The following is a 13,794-nucleotide window of genomic DNA, read 5'->3' on the forward strand; positions in this document are numbered from 1 at the left end:
CAAAAGGTGATTAAAAAAGAGGTGATTCTGTTGGCACGATTTTATCGCTACAAACTACCACCATGGGCAAGAAATTGCATAATTGTCATTGAAAGGTGTACACTTCCAATCCTTATCTTTCAATTAATTCGTACTTTATTTTTCCCAACCACTTTTGACGTATTTTTATTAGGTATATTGGTAGGAGTGTTTATAGCCTTTTATTTAGAATGGATTTAACTCTCAAGATTATCTATTGATGAAACAGTAAATTCATCAACGTGTTCTGACCATTTCATTGCAAAAATAAGCTGACGATAGGCATGTTGCAATTCACGAATTTGTTGCAGCATGGAATAAGTAGATATTTTGCCTGTGTAACGTTTTATAATTCTTATGTATGTACTAGGATCAAATAAATAGATACAAAGTAAGTATAGTTCACTATTCGTTAATTTATTTTTCTCCAAATAAACAGGAAATGAATCAATTATTTGCTCTGCTGGTTGATCATAATATTTCACCTGATTCTTTAAATAGATGGACAAATCGACAACTGCATTGTCAAATTGTGCTCCTTCCCAGTTTGTTATATAGATAGTGTCACTCTGTAAAACATGGGAGGTATTCAATTGTTTATGACATAGACTAATATTCCAATCAGACTGCTCGTTTAATTCATCCATAAAATAGTCAATTCGTCTATTTAATTCGTTTAAGAATAAATCAAGATCTCGAAATTGTGAACAGACCAATAATTCGAACGGTGACATATATCTATTTTTCTCAAATGTTTCCACATAACTAAGTAAACGGGACTTTATGTTTGTACAATACGCTTGATACTGCTTAAATTGGTCTCTAACTTTTTCTATATTATTTGATACTGGCTGTTTTGTGTTTTCATGAATGGCCCCAATCGTTTTGTATAGTACCTCAAATTCTTGTTTCTGATTTTCCTTTTTTTGTAGCAGCCAAGGAGTTATATAATAAAATTCTCCATCTACTTCTTTAAATAGCTTCCCATCCGCGGTAAGATAAACAGATAAAATTCCAGTTAAATTTTGAGAGTAGGCACGATGGTACACAGCTTCCCAGTTTTTTATTTGTTCTGTTGTCATCTTACTTCTTTTCAACGCAAAAACCTGTTTACCATCGTAAACAGCATAAAGCTTATCCGTTATTCGATCTATTTTTAAGGCTTCAATTCGATATGCTTCTAAAGCTATTCTTATTGAGTCCACGTTACATCTCTCCAGTGTCATTATAAAACGGTATACCCCTTGATAAAATATCAAGGGGTAGCATTTATAAATAATCCAATAATCAGGAAACCTCAATTGCTTTTGTTCCTATTTATTTTTATTAGGAATATACAATAATTGTCCTTCTGTCAAATTTTCGTCCTGCAATCTATTCTGTTTAACTAATTGAAGTGTTGGGATTTTGTATCGATTAGCAATCTTTTCTATTGTATCCTTTTCTTGTACAATACACATTCGCATTTTTGTAAATTTCTCTTCCTCATCACTTCGAAAAATCTCAGATAAATACCGAACGTCTTGCACATCATTTGACCGGCTTTCATCATCTTCATAAAAATCATCTGATTCCGTATTGTCCATTACAGGTGATTCAACATACGGACTTTCTGTTACTGAATCAGGTTCAGGGTCCTTCTTGAAAAACTCTGCCAGTGTTTGGGATTTTTTCTGTTTCCAGCGTTCCTTTTCATTTTCGTGTACTTCTTGTTCTTCCACGTCAGTTTGCTCATAATCATTCGCTAAAGTAGGGACATTTGAAAAATCATTTATTTCCTTTTCCTCGGGTCTATCCTGATTGCTCTCTTTTATATCAAATTCAAATGTATCACTGTTCGCAGAATCTACTAATGGCTCTGCGAAATCCATACCATCATACGACTCTTCTTGACGTGAACTTTCTGACTGATCACTAATACCATGAATAGCAACAGTAGACATAAGTTTTAATTGGCTACTATTGGGGATTTCATAATCAAACGACTCGATGCTAACTGTAACATCGTCTAAATCCCCAACTCGATATGTCGGTACAGAGATTTCAACTGGGAATCGATGCGAGAACTCTGTTGCACCCGATTCACTGTCTATGACACTTTCAACATAGCGTCTGGATTGATAGTCATCAAATTCCAGAGTGTCAGATTCCTCCTCGTAATTATTCGCCTTTACATATTCGCCTCGAAGTTCGATTACCCCTCTAATTGAAATATACTCATTAAAAGCTTGAATTGAAATTTCAGGGTCCAGTGATATCCCCATCATTTCAGCAACTTCCTGTCCCCTTTCAAAATATAGGGATTCATTCAGGTCAAAACTAAATACTGATTGATCATTAGACAAAGATCTTCCTCCCTTCAACATACATATCCATATGCTTATATGTCTTAATTCACTATATGAGAACTGAAATAAATATATGCGAAAAAAAAGCTTCTCGATTTACGAGAAGCTTTTAAAACGACATTACTTTTTAATTTTCGAAAATGCAGTTCTAGCTGCTTTTATTGTGTTTTCTATATCCTCTTCTGTATGTGCTGTTGATAGGAAAAGTCCTTCAAATTGTGAAGGAGGTAAGAAGATCCCTTCTTCAATCATTGCACGGTAATACTGTGCAAAATAATCCGTATTTGATTTTTTGGATGTTTCATAGTTAATGACAGGATTATTTGTAAAAAAGAATCCAACCATTGAACCAGCACGGTTAACGTGTAATGGAATATCAAAATCAATTGCTGCCTGTTTATATCCTTCAATTAATCGATCAACCTTTTGATTAATTTGTTCATACGATTCCACTGATAAAGCATTTAACGTTTCATAGCCGGCTGTCATTGCCAAAGGGTTTCCAGATAATGTACCTGCTTGATAGATCGAACCTGTTGGCGCAACACTTTCCATAATTTCTCTTTTTCCGCCATAGGCTCCAACCGGAAGCCCACCACCAATTACTTTCCCTAAGCATGTTAAATCAGGAGTAATCCCAAAATAACCTTGTGCAGAATTATAACCTACTCGAAAACCTGTCATAACCTCATCAAAAATAAGAATCGTCCCATTGTCTTCTGTAAGCTTTCTTAGTTCTTGTAAAAAGTTCTCCTGTGGTGGTACAACGCCCATATTCCCAGAAACTGGTTCTACTATTACGGCAGCTAGATCGTCACCATAATTAGCAAAAGCGTAATGTAGGCTTTCAATATCGTTGTATGGAACTGTTATTGTGTTACTTGCAATAGATTCTGGAACACCTGGCGAATCCGGAAGTCCTAACGTTGCTACACCAGAACCAGCCTTAATTAACAATGAATCGCCATGACCATGATAATTTCCTTCAAATTTTAAAATTTTGTCCCGGCCTGTATATCCTCTAGCTAATCTTAGTGCGCTCATCGTTGCTTCTGTTCCAGAATTCACCATACGAACCATTTCGATAGATGGTACTCGGCGGATAACGAGTTCTGCTAGTTTATTTTCAAGTAAAGTAGGAGCACCAAAGCTTGTCCCTTTTTCTGCAGTTTCTTTTAGCTTTTTTACTACACGATCATCAGCATGACCTAGGATTAGTGGGCCCCAACTTAAAACATAATCAACGTATTCATTTCCATCAATGTCTACTATCTTTGATCCTTTACCATGGTCCATAAAAATGGGTGACATTCCAACTGATTTAAACGCACGTACAGGGGAGTTCACTCCACCAGGCATTAAGTCAATTGCTTCTTTATACGCATCGACTGATCTTTCAAAACTACTCATTGCAAACCACCTCACTAAAGTTTATAAATTATTCACTCAACCATTTTGCAACATCTTTTGCAAAATACGTAATAATTAAATCTGCTCCAGCACGTTTCATAGAAGTTAATTTTTCCATAACCAATTCTTTTTCATTAATCCAACCGTTTATTGCGGCAGCTTTTACCATGGAATATTCACCACTTACATTATAAGCAACAACTGGCGCATTAAAATTATTTTTCACATCCCGAACGATATCTAAGTATGATAGTGCAGGTTTCACAATAAGAAAATCGGCACCCTCTTCTATATCCGATTCAGCTTCACGTAATGCTTCTAAACGATTTGCCGGATCCATTTGATATGATTTCCGATCACCAAATTGTGGTGTACTGTCTGCAGCATCACGAAACGGTCCATAATAAGCTGATGCATATTTAACTGCGTATGACATAATCGGAATGTTTATATAACCAGCTTCATCTAGAGCAGTTCGAATAGCAGTTACGAATCCATCCATCATATTTGATGGAGCAATAATATCTGCACCAGCTTTTGCTTGAGAGACTGCGGTATTAGCTAATAATTCAAGTGATTCATCATTAGCAACATCACCGTTGTGTATTACGCCACAATGCCCATGTGATGTGAATTCACATAAACATGTATCAGCAATTACGAGCATTTCAGGTATTTTGTTTTTAATTTCTCGTATTGCTTCTTGAACAATACCATGATCGTGAAATGCACCAGTTCCTTCTTCATCCTTCTCTTTTGGAACACCAAAAAGAATAACTGCTTTCACACCTAAAGATTGTAATTCTTTCATTTCATCTTCTAAATAATCAAGTGAAATTTGATAAACACCAGGCATTGATGGTACTTCATTCTTCGTTTTTTCTCCTTCAATAATAAACAGGGGATAAATTAAATCATCTTTGTGTAAGTGATTTTCTCGTACCAATGAACGCATTTCAATAGAGGAACGTAATCTGCGATGGCGTCTAAATTGTAGTGTATTCGTCATAATAATCATCCTTTCTTTGTACGCATTAACTGACAGGAAGAATCCAAATCAAGATTTGAGTTAAAACCACATTTATACATAGGGATCAACTACCAGTTAATGTCCGATCTAGTTTAACTACCATTCATTTAGGACGGAAAAACACCCAATGAATAAAGTTTCACTTTATGTAATTCATCATTCTGTTAAGCATTTCATCAATCGTAAAATGATTAGGAATAATTGTATTGATGAAACCCAATTCGTTTGCTTTTTGCTCAGTAGTAGTTCCGATACATACACAAACAGTTTTTTTTGCATTGATTAAATTTTCATCACTATTTATCAGATCAATAAACGCTTCCACAGTTGATGGACTTGTAAACGTAATAAAATCAATAGTAGGATCGATGAATAAATCGTTTAACTTATTACTACTTTGATAGTTGTATGTTGTTTCATACACTTCTATCGTATCAAATGTAATATATTTCTTTCTAAATTCTACTGGTAACACATCGCGTGAACGATTGCCCCTTACAAGTAACACAGGACCGGCAAACGGGTAGGCAAACAGGAATTCCTTTGCCATCATTTCTGCATTATAGGTAGACGGAATGAAATCGACTGAAACACCATGTTTTTGTAATGCTTCCTCTGTTTTCTCTCCTACAGCAGCAACCTGATAATTTATAAAGTCATGGAATACGTAATTTGTTTTCAACAGTTCAAAAAAACAATTCACCCCGTTTACACTTGTAAAGAAAATCCACTTATACTGTTGTAAATTGCGCAATAGTTGATTATTATAAAAACCATCCTTACATGAAATTTTTAAAAGAGGTACTTCGATTGGTATGCCTCCAAACTGCAAAACCTTTTTCGAAAATACTTTAGCTTGATGTTCTTCTCTCGTTATCAAGATCTTTTTTCCATGTAATGAAGCTGCCATTACTGGTCAAGCTCCTCTTTGACTTCATCAACTATATCTTTTGCCCCTCGTTTTATAAGACGTTCAGACGCTTCTTTCCCAACTGTCACTGGATCCATTCCACGTACAACTTCTTTTAACAAGGTTTTACCGTCTGATGTTGCAACCAACGCCGTCAAAACGATTTCATCCTTCTCTAAATGAGCATACCCGGCGATTGGAATTTGACAACCACCTTCTAATAAATGTAAAAATGTCCGTTCTGCAGTTACGGTTTTTGTTGTATACGTATCATTTAGTTTTTCTAACAAATCCTTAACTTCTTGGTCATCTTCACGACATTCAATTGCTAGAGCACCTTGACCAACTGCTGGAACACATATTTCTGGATCTAAATACTCTGTTACAATATCATCACTCCAGCCCATCCGTTTTAAACCTGCTACAGCCAAAATGATTGCGTCATAATCCTCTTCTTCAAGTTTTCGGATACGCGTTTCAATATTCCCTCTTACAGATTTGATCTTAACATCGGGGCGCACCGCCAATACCTGTGCGGCACGTCTTAAACTACTCGTCCCAACAATCGCACCTTCAGGTAAATCACGTAGTCCTAAATGATTTTTCGCAATATATGCATCTCGGTGATCTTCCCTTTCAGGTATTGAACCAATAATAAGTCCATCAGCAATTACAGCTGGCATATCCTTCATACTATGAACAGCAATATCAATTTCTTGATCGTACATTGCTTGTTCAATTTCTTTAACGAAGAGCCCTTTTCCACCAACTTTTGACAATGTGACGTCAAGAATTCGGTCCCCTTTTGTCACGATTTTTTTTATTTCAAAATCGTTTGCAACTCCTTTTCTCTTTAATTGTTCAATTACCCACTCCGTTTGTGTTAGAGCTAAATTACTTTTTCTAGAACCAACAACAATTTTGCGCATTTGATAGCCTCCTCAGCGTAAACTAAAAGTGAAAATTTGATAAAAAGCTAAATAAAAAGAAATTTATTAATAAAATTAAAAATGCAGCTGAATTATAAAGGGAGATAGACTTCCCTTGATATCTTTTTATAATTCGTAAAAATAAATAGATAATGTAAACAATCAGTACAAGAATTGATCCAACGGTCTTTAAATCAAACCAATAAAATTCAGCATTTGCGACATAGGCCCATACTACTCCTAATATAATGGCAATCAAAAGCAATGGAACCCCTAAGGTAACAGCTTTAAACGAATAACTATCAAGACGTTGTAAGTCGCCTAATCGCCACATCCATTTAAGTCCTTTTTTATTTTTCAATAATCGATATTGTACGATATACATAATGGAAAATAAAAAAGATAAGGTGAAAAATCCATATGAAACTATAGCAAGCGTGATGTGAGAAACCAAAACTTCATTCACTAATTGAATACCCTGTTGCTTCATGCCCTCTTGTGCTCGTGTTGTAATATACAAAAGTAAAATGAAAAAACCAAATACGTTTGTAAAAAATACAATAAAGTGAACAGGAAATAGTTTATTAATAAGTAATGAAAAACTAATTAAAACCCATGCATAAAAAAATAAGCTATCATAGATCGTAAATATTGGGAAGGTAGCCTTAAACAATACTTCACTTACTAAAAAGAGTGTTTGAATAGCCCAAACCATACTAAGTAACCAGAAGGCAATCTTATTTACCCTCCGGTTACGCTGAATAAAATCAATAAAGTATCCCATCAAGCTTAAACCATAAATAATAAGAATGATTTCGTAAAGCCATTTTGATTCAATCATACTTGATACCCTTCCATCTTAAGGCGTCTTTAAATTTTCAATCATTGGAAAGGATACATTATTATTTTGCGCTATTTTCGTCGATTTGACATTTTTTTTTGCCTGTTTGTCTAACTCGGCATTAACTTCATCTTTTATTCCAAAGATGTTAATGAAAAGTGTTAGTGATTCATTAGCTTTTTCACTTACTGCTAACTCTTTTGCTTGGGTAACAGGCTCTTTTAATAATTGATTTATAATACTTTTTGTATGCTTATTTAATACTTTTTTCTCACGGGCCGTTAGATCTGGCATTTTCCGTTCAATACTTTCCATTGTATCCGCTTGAATAGCTAATGCTTTTTGACGAAGTGCAGATATAACAGGTACCACGCCTAACGTTTGCAGCCATTCATTAAAGTCAACAATTTCTGCTTCCATCATAAGTTCAATTGTTTCAGCAGCAGTTTTTCTAGCAGCTAAATTTTCATCAACAATATGTTGTAAATCATCAATATCATATAAAAATACATTGTCTAATTCACTAATAATTGGATCAATATCTCTTGGTACGGCAATGTCTACCAAGAAAAGCGGTCTTCCCTTACGCTTTTTTTGAATAGGTTCGATATCTTCCTTCGTCAATACAACAGAGTCTGATCCTGTTGAACTTATTAAGATATCAGATTCCTGAATAACGTTAAGTAAATTAGCCGCATGTTCCGCTTTCGCTTGAAATTTTTCTGCCAGGGTTTCTGCTTTTTCAAGTGTTCGATTGATAACGGTAATCTTTGACGCACCAGAACCATGAAGGTTTTTGGCAGCAAGTTCTCCCATCTTACCAGCACCAAAAATAGCAACATGCTTATTCTGCAAGTTACCAAAAATCTTTTTAGCTAATTCAACAGCAGCATAACTTACAGATACTGCGTGTTCCCCAATAGCTGTGTCTTTATGTGCTCGTTTTGCAAATGTAATTGCTTGTTTAAAAAGCTCATTAAAAACTGTACCAGTCGTTTGCATTTTTTGTGCAGTTAAAAATGCTTGTTTTACCTGACCAAGTATTTGCGTTTCCCCAAGAATCATGGAATCTAGACCAGTAGACACACGAAAAAGATGCTCAATGGCACCATCACTTTCTGCTATTCGCAAATAAGACGAAAATTCTTCCTTGTCTACTTGAAACCAATCTGCCAAAAATTGCTTAATGTAGTAGCGGCCGGTATGAACTTGATCAACCACTGCATATATCTCTGTACGGTTGCAAGTAGAGACAATTACATTCTCCAATATGCTCTTTTGATCCTTTAACCGTAACATTGCATTATCAATTTCCTGCTCAGAAAATGTTAGCTTTTCCCTGATTTCTACTGGGGCTGACTTATAATTAATTCCGACTTTTATAATATGCACACTATCTACCCCCACAAGACTTAACAAAGATGTTAAAAACATCGTTTAAATAATTATCATTTATCTCCTATTATATCATGAGTACCAAATCTTATTTTCCATAAATGTGAACAGATTTTGAAACATTATGATAGGATAAAACGTATATACTTAAGAACTCGTTTGTACTCTATCATAACCACAAACAAGAAGCAAGAAATCAACCTGTATAACAACATGTTTGAAAGGAATCAATAGAATGAAAAAACAGAACTCGTTCGCTGGCTATTTATTAATTGGTATTGGTGCGTATTTTCTATTAAAAGAATTAAAATTACCAATTATTACAGACTTTTACTCCTGGCCAACCTTATTAATTGTAATAGGTCTAGCTTTACTTATTCATAGCTATAGTTCCAAAGATTATCAAAATTTATTCAGTGGTACAGTCGTTTTAGGCTTAGGAATTCATTTTCATGGTGTAGCGCATTATTCATTTTGGATTGAACACTGGGCGGTTTACCCTTTAATAGTAGGAGTTGCTTTCATTGTACGCTACTTAAAAACGAAAGCAGGTTTGTTGCCAGGGGTTATTTTAATTGGTGTTTCCTTGCTGCTGATATTCTCCATCAGATTACCTGTATGGTTTGATTGGATATATATAGTCATTGATTATATTGAAAGATTTTGGCCAATCCTATTAATCGGAATTGGTATTTACTTATTAAGAAAGAAAAAATAAACCCTTCCGCCTATAAGATTAGCGGGGGCACTTTTGAAAACAGTGATTCGCAACTTAAATCTTACCTATAATCACTTGATCTTCACCATTAAATTCGCAGTAAAAAATGGCTTGGAGAAATATCCAATGCCATTTTTCTTTCTTATATCTGTTGGTACTCGTTACTTGAATAAGAAAATGGCTACACCTTTTCTCTTTTTACGAATTGTATAAACCAATATACCACTATCCAAGGTAATATAAAACGTGTTACCCATTCAAATAAACTAACAATATTCCCGAACCCATTGTAATCTAGTGAAATAAAAACAATAAATAATACAACAAAGCTAATTGTACCGTAGAACAAACCCCTCATTAATACCACCTTTGTTTTAACTTTTCTAACTACATCCTCCACACAGAAGGGATATGTCTAACCCTTATTATTGAGCCATTTCCAATTCATAAAAAGCCTCCTTTTATTCAACTGTCCTACTACGTTAGCTCAATATCTATATTAGTTAATATTAACATAATATCCCATTTATTGGTGTACTTAAGTTTAATTTTCTATTAAAAAAACTAAAAGATCAACTGCAATAACATTCTCTCGTTCGATTCTTGAACTGTTCATTTAAAAAAACTTTTTCTTTCTATTGGTGAGTGACAAGAATGTCCTTTATTTTAACCCTTAAAAATATTTAACCCTATCCCAAAATTAGGACAGGGCTAATATAAAGTTGATGAATTTTTAATAAAAAACAATTCACTAATTGTAAAACTTACCAATAAAGTCGTTCAGAACTAGGTTATTTTGTCGGAGTTACTGCTGTATTATTTGAATAAGGTTGCCGCATGTATCATCGAAGACTGCTATTGTGACTTCTCCCATTTCTGTCGGCTCCATAGTAAACCTAACGCCTTTTTCCATTAATCGTTTGTATTCTCTGCGAATATCTGCAACGCCAAACATTGTTGCTGGTATGCCCTCAGCAAATAACTTCTGTTGATATTCTTTAGCGGCAGGATGAGCATTCGGTTCGAGTAAAAGTTCGGTACCATCTTGTTCATCTGGAGAAACAAGGGTTATCCACCTAAATTCTCCTGTGGGAACGTCATGCTTTTTTACAAATCCCAGCTTTTCTGAGTAAAAATCCATTGCTTTGTCTTGGTTTTCTACAAATATACTGTTAACAATAATTTTCAAAATGTTTTTTCCTCCTTTGTTATTTGACGTTGATGCTCTACTATAGTATTTCTATATATCCTTCTGTTCCATTCACCCTGATCCTTTGTCCATCCTTGATCAGCTTCGTAACATTCTCCACACCCACAACTGCTGGTAAGCCATATTCACGAGCGATGACTGCTCCGTGGGTCATCAGTCCACCAACTTCGGTGATGAGTCCTTTTATGGATACAAACAATGGTGTCCAGCTAGGATCAGTAAAAGCGGTGACTAATATATCACCATCTTCCAGGTCTGCATCTTCCATGTTTAAGATGACACGTGCTCGCCCCTCTATAACTCCTGAAGAAACAGGTAGACCTACAATTGCTCCAGCTGGGAGATTTTCTCGTTTGTACTCACCTGCAATGATTTCACCATCAGACGTAATAACACGTGGGGGAGTTAGTTTTTTATATAATTTGTACTCGTTTTTTCGTTGGCTGATGATTTGGTAATCCAATTTATTTGTGCGTACGACTACGTGAAGTTCTTCGAAAGTGAGATAGTATATATCTTCTTTTTCATGAATAATACCTGCTCGTACGAGTTGATCGGCTTCTTTCAGTAAAGCTTGCTTATAAACGAAGTAGCGATTAATCATGCCGTATTTTGGATATTCACGATAGCCGATGAAATTTCGGATTTTGTCAATCATTCGTTTTGTTTCTTTGGCCTTTTGTTCACCATTCGGTAATTGTTTCAATCGGTCTAATAACTCTTGTTCTTTTTCCAAAGCAACATGTCGCCCTTGCTCGAATTTGCGCTTGCCAGTATTAGGTTCAAAGTTTTTGATGTTACCAAGAATCATGGGGACAAGTGTAATTGGTTTTTCACTCCAACGAGTTTTCGTGATATCGATTTCTCCTGCACATCGCATTCCGTATTTGTTGAGAAAAGCAATAAAAGCGTTTCTAACTTCCTGTCCACCATCAAAATTAACCAATTTATCCAAAAAGTTATCATCTTTTACATGTTGTAAATAATTAATTACTTCTGGATAAGGACGAATTACATCTGCGACATCCAATAGTGCTAGACCCATTTCCGAAGTAATATTGTTTGGTACAGATTGAGAAAGCGTGTCTGCTGCGTTTTTTTCACCTAACCACTCGTTCATTTTTTCATTGATCCATGATGAAGCATTTATAGCAGCCATAAATACAGCTGAACTTTGTGGGTCAAATAAAATCTTCTTTAATTCTTTAATATCTTCTAGAATAAAATCAAATAAATCTGATCCTGTTTTCATTTGAATATTTTGCTTTAACTCTTCTATGGATGATTGACTACGCTTAATCAAATCAGAAACGATTAAAGGATTGTTTTCGATTTGTTCCAGCATATCTGTATTGCCTTTGGTGGGACTCGGGGCTTTATTATCATTTGGTAACGATTTTATAAAATCTCCACGTTCAATGATGTTCATAAGGGCATCTTTCATGAGCGGATCGTGTTGTCCCATTCCATTTAATAAAGTGTTTCTACTGACAGGTGAAGCAAGTTGATGTGTGACATCAACAAACAACCTTCCGCCGGCTTTACGCATAGGTGCAGGAGTCGTTAACAGGAAAAAGGACAATCCCAATGGTTTTATAGGGTCTGTCATCATTTGTTGATGCCCGACAGATATATAGACGTGGTTTTCTTCATCTTCCGTTTCAGGGATGGGGTATAAAGTCGTAATCGGACGGCTCTGGACAATATAAAATATATTATCAACCAAACACCATTCGATATCTTGCGGGTTACCAAAATGTGCTTCGATTTGTCTTCCAATACGTGACAGTTGTAATATTTGTTGATCCGTAAGTGTTTGCGTTTTTTGCTGATCGGGATCGAGCTGCTTTGTCTCTGTTCCTCCTTCTTTTTGCCCATAGATAGCCAATTTTTTGGTTGCTATCATTTTATCGACGATTTTATCTTCCTGTACTTTATAACAATCCGCAGAAACCAAACCAGAGACCAGGGCTTCTCCAAGTCCAAAACTAGCATCGATTGATAGTACCTTTCGGTTGGAAGTAATCGGATCAGCGGTAAATAAAATCCCTGAAGCCTGTGGGAAAACCATCCTTTGAATGATAACGGATAAAGACACTTGTCTGTGGTCAAATCCGTTTTGCATACGGTAAATCACGGCACGATCCGTAAACAAGGAAGCCCAACATTTGCTAATGTGCTGCAAAATAGCTTCTTTACTAGTTATATTTAAATAGGTGTCTTGCTGACCAGCAAAAGAGGCATGTGGTAAATCTTCAGCAGTTGCACTGGAACGCACTGCATAAGCATGTTCATCACCAAACCGGGAGAGTATATTGCTAACAGCTTTCTCAACATCGGAAGGAATCTCTATTTCCATAATGATTTTCCTAATCTTCCTGCTTATCTCGCCAATTTGATCTCGATTTTCTATTTTTAGCAGTGTTAGTTGATCCAACAAAGCGTGGAAGGCATCGTTTTGTTCGAGAGCTTTTTCATAAGCTTCTGTCGTAACACAAAATCCTTCTGGCACTTTTATTCTATCAATCTTTGATAGTTCCCCTAAATTCAACCCTTTTCCTCCAACGTGCAAAAGTTGCGTTTTATCGATCTCCCGAAACTCTAGTACATATGGTTTCATTTCTTTCCCTCCCGTTTATCAATCAATACCAAGAAAAATCATATGACTAAAATTTTTCATCTCAACCAATTACGCTGTTCATTCGTTTCCACTCTTGGCGAAGTTCCATGCTTTTATCAAACCCTCCTTATAAAAATAAAAATAGTGGTTGACTGAAAAGGGATTTATGATGTATAATTAAAATAAGGATAATTATACAAAAATCCATCAACAGTGCATATCTATATAAATTTACCATAGTTTTTCTTTTTTATCAATGTATTTACATGAACAACGCTATGATGGATCTTAAATTTATAGGAAAAAAAGTAAGGAAAATACGGATTTACTATGAGGCAATTCCAATATTAAAAAGCCAATTTCTT

13 protein-coding genes are annotated in these 13,794 nt (G+C 35.3%); 3 read left to right on the forward strand and 10 right to left on the reverse strand.

From position 1 onward, the window contains the following. Nucleotides 1-30: 30 nt before the first annotated feature. Nucleotides 31-219 (forward strand): hypothetical protein, encoded by a 189-nt coding sequence (locus tag CS937_RS11880; RefSeq protein WP_099158664.1) that lies wholly within the window; start codon nt 31-33, stop codon nt 217-219. On the opposite strand, the gene CS937_RS11885 is transcribed toward CS937_RS11880, so the two are convergent. From CS937_RS11885 to hemA, 8 genes are all read right to left on the reverse strand, one after another. Then, on the reverse strand, nt 216-1,223 hold the full coding sequence (locus CS937_RS11885) for a protein kinase family protein (RefSeq protein ID WP_099158665.1): 1,008 nt from the start codon (nt 1,221-1,223) through the stop codon (nt 216-218). The two genes, CS937_RS11880 and CS937_RS11885, sit on opposite strands and share 4 nt — an antisense overlap. 108 nt (nt 1,224-1,331) lie before the next feature. Further along, a complete protein-coding gene (gene spoVID / locus CS937_RS11890) occupies nt 1,332-2,363 on the reverse strand; it encodes a stage VI sporulation protein D (RefSeq protein ID WP_099158666.1) in 1,032 nt (343 codons plus the stop codon). Between the two features lie 123 nt (nt 2,364-2,486). Next, the gene (hemL, locus tag CS937_RS11895; protein WP_099158667.1) at nt 2,487-3,776 is read right to left on the reverse strand and encodes a glutamate-1-semialdehyde 2,1-aminomutase; all 1,290 of its coding nucleotides are present in this window, start codon (nt 3,774-3,776) and stop codon (nt 2,487-2,489) included. 28 nt (nt 3,777-3,804) lie between these two features. After that, nucleotides 3,805-4,785, reverse strand: a complete 981-nt coding sequence (gene hemB, locus CS937_RS11900; RefSeq protein ID WP_099158668.1) for a porphobilinogen synthase — start codon at nt 4,783-4,785, stop codon at nt 3,805-3,807. 160 nt (nt 4,786-4,945) lie between these two features. Continuing rightward, on the reverse strand, nt 4,946-5,716 hold the full coding sequence (locus CS937_RS11905) for a uroporphyrinogen-III synthase (protein ID WP_099158669.1): 771 nt from the start codon (nt 5,714-5,716) through the stop codon (nt 4,946-4,948). Continuing rightward, nucleotides 5,716-6,645, reverse strand: a complete 930-nt coding sequence (gene hemC, locus CS937_RS11910; protein WP_099158670.1) for a hydroxymethylbilane synthase — start codon at nt 6,643-6,645, stop codon at nt 5,716-5,718. Before hemC ends, CS937_RS11905 begins: the two co-directional genes overlap by 1 nt. 22 nt (nt 6,646-6,667) lie before the next feature. Then, entirely contained in the window at nt 6,668-7,486 is an 819-nt protein-coding gene (locus CS937_RS11915; protein ID WP_099158671.1) for a cytochrome c biogenesis protein, read from the reverse strand. 18 nt (nt 7,487-7,504) lie between these two features. Then, the gene (gene hemA, locus CS937_RS11920; protein ID WP_099158672.1) at nt 7,505-8,878 is read right to left on the reverse strand and encodes a glutamyl-tRNA reductase; all 1,374 of its coding nucleotides are present in this window, start codon (nt 8,876-8,878) and stop codon (nt 7,505-7,507) included. A 238-nt stretch (nt 8,879-9,116) separates the two neighbouring features. Here hemA and CS937_RS11925 point away from each other — a divergent pair, with 238 nt between their 5' ends. Further along, a complete protein-coding gene (locus CS937_RS11925; protein WP_099158673.1) occupies nt 9,117-9,599 on the forward strand; it encodes a LiaI-LiaF-like domain-containing protein in 483 nt (160 codons plus the stop codon). Nucleotides 9,600-9,632: 33 nt separating this feature from the next. Next, on the forward strand, nt 9,633-9,812 hold the full coding sequence (locus tag CS937_RS19500; RefSeq protein WP_176555826.1) for a hypothetical protein: 180 nt from the start codon (nt 9,633-9,635) through the stop codon (nt 9,810-9,812). Nucleotides 9,813-10,404: 592 nt separating this feature from the next. Here CS937_RS19500 and CS937_RS11930 read toward each other — a convergent pair. Next, nucleotides 10,405-10,788 (reverse strand): VOC family protein, encoded by a 384-nt coding sequence (locus CS937_RS11930; protein ID WP_099158674.1) that lies wholly within the window; start codon nt 10,786-10,788, stop codon nt 10,405-10,407. A 40-nt stretch (nt 10,789-10,828) separates the two neighbouring features. Next, on the reverse strand, nt 10,829-13,429 hold the full coding sequence (ppsA, locus tag CS937_RS11935; RefSeq protein WP_099158675.1) for a phosphoenolpyruvate synthase: 2,601 nt from the start codon (nt 13,427-13,429) through the stop codon (nt 10,829-10,831). Nucleotides 13,430-13,794: the final 365 nt, after the last annotated feature.

Source organism: Virgibacillus ndiopensis (assembly GCF_900187325.1).
Taxonomy (GTDB): Bacteria; Bacillota; Bacilli; order Bacillales; family Amphibacillaceae; genus Virgibacillus_E; species Virgibacillus_E ndiopensis.

What these genes read in the sequence shown, in the direction of transcription:
- hemL (WP_099158667.1), bottom strand. Translation starts at nt 3,776, where the DNA reads ATGAGTAGTTTTGAAAGATCAGTCGATGCGTATAAAGAAGCAATTGAC.
- hemB (WP_099158668.1), bottom strand. Translation starts at nt 4,785, where the DNA reads ATGACGAATACACTACAATTTAGACGCCATCGCAGATTACGTTCCTCT.
- CS937_RS11905 (WP_099158669.1), bottom strand. Translation starts at nt 5,716, where the DNA reads ATGGCAGCTTCATTACATGGAAAAAAGATCTTGATAACGAGAGAAGAA.
- hemC (WP_099158670.1), bottom strand. Translation starts at nt 6,645, where the DNA reads ATGCGCAAAATTGTTGTTGGTTCTAGAAAAAGTAATTTAGCTCTAACA.
- CS937_RS11915 (WP_099158671.1), bottom strand. Translation starts at nt 7,486, where the DNA reads ATGATTGAATCAAAATGGCTTTACGAAATCATTCTTATTATTTATGGT.
- CS937_RS11925 (WP_099158673.1), top strand. Translation starts at nt 9,117, where the DNA reads ATGAAAAAACAGAACTCGTTCGCTGGCTATTTATTAATTGGTATTGGT.
- ppsA (WP_099158675.1), bottom strand. Translation starts at nt 13,429, where the DNA reads ATGAAACCATATGTACTAGAGTTTCGGGAGATCGATAAAACGCAACTT.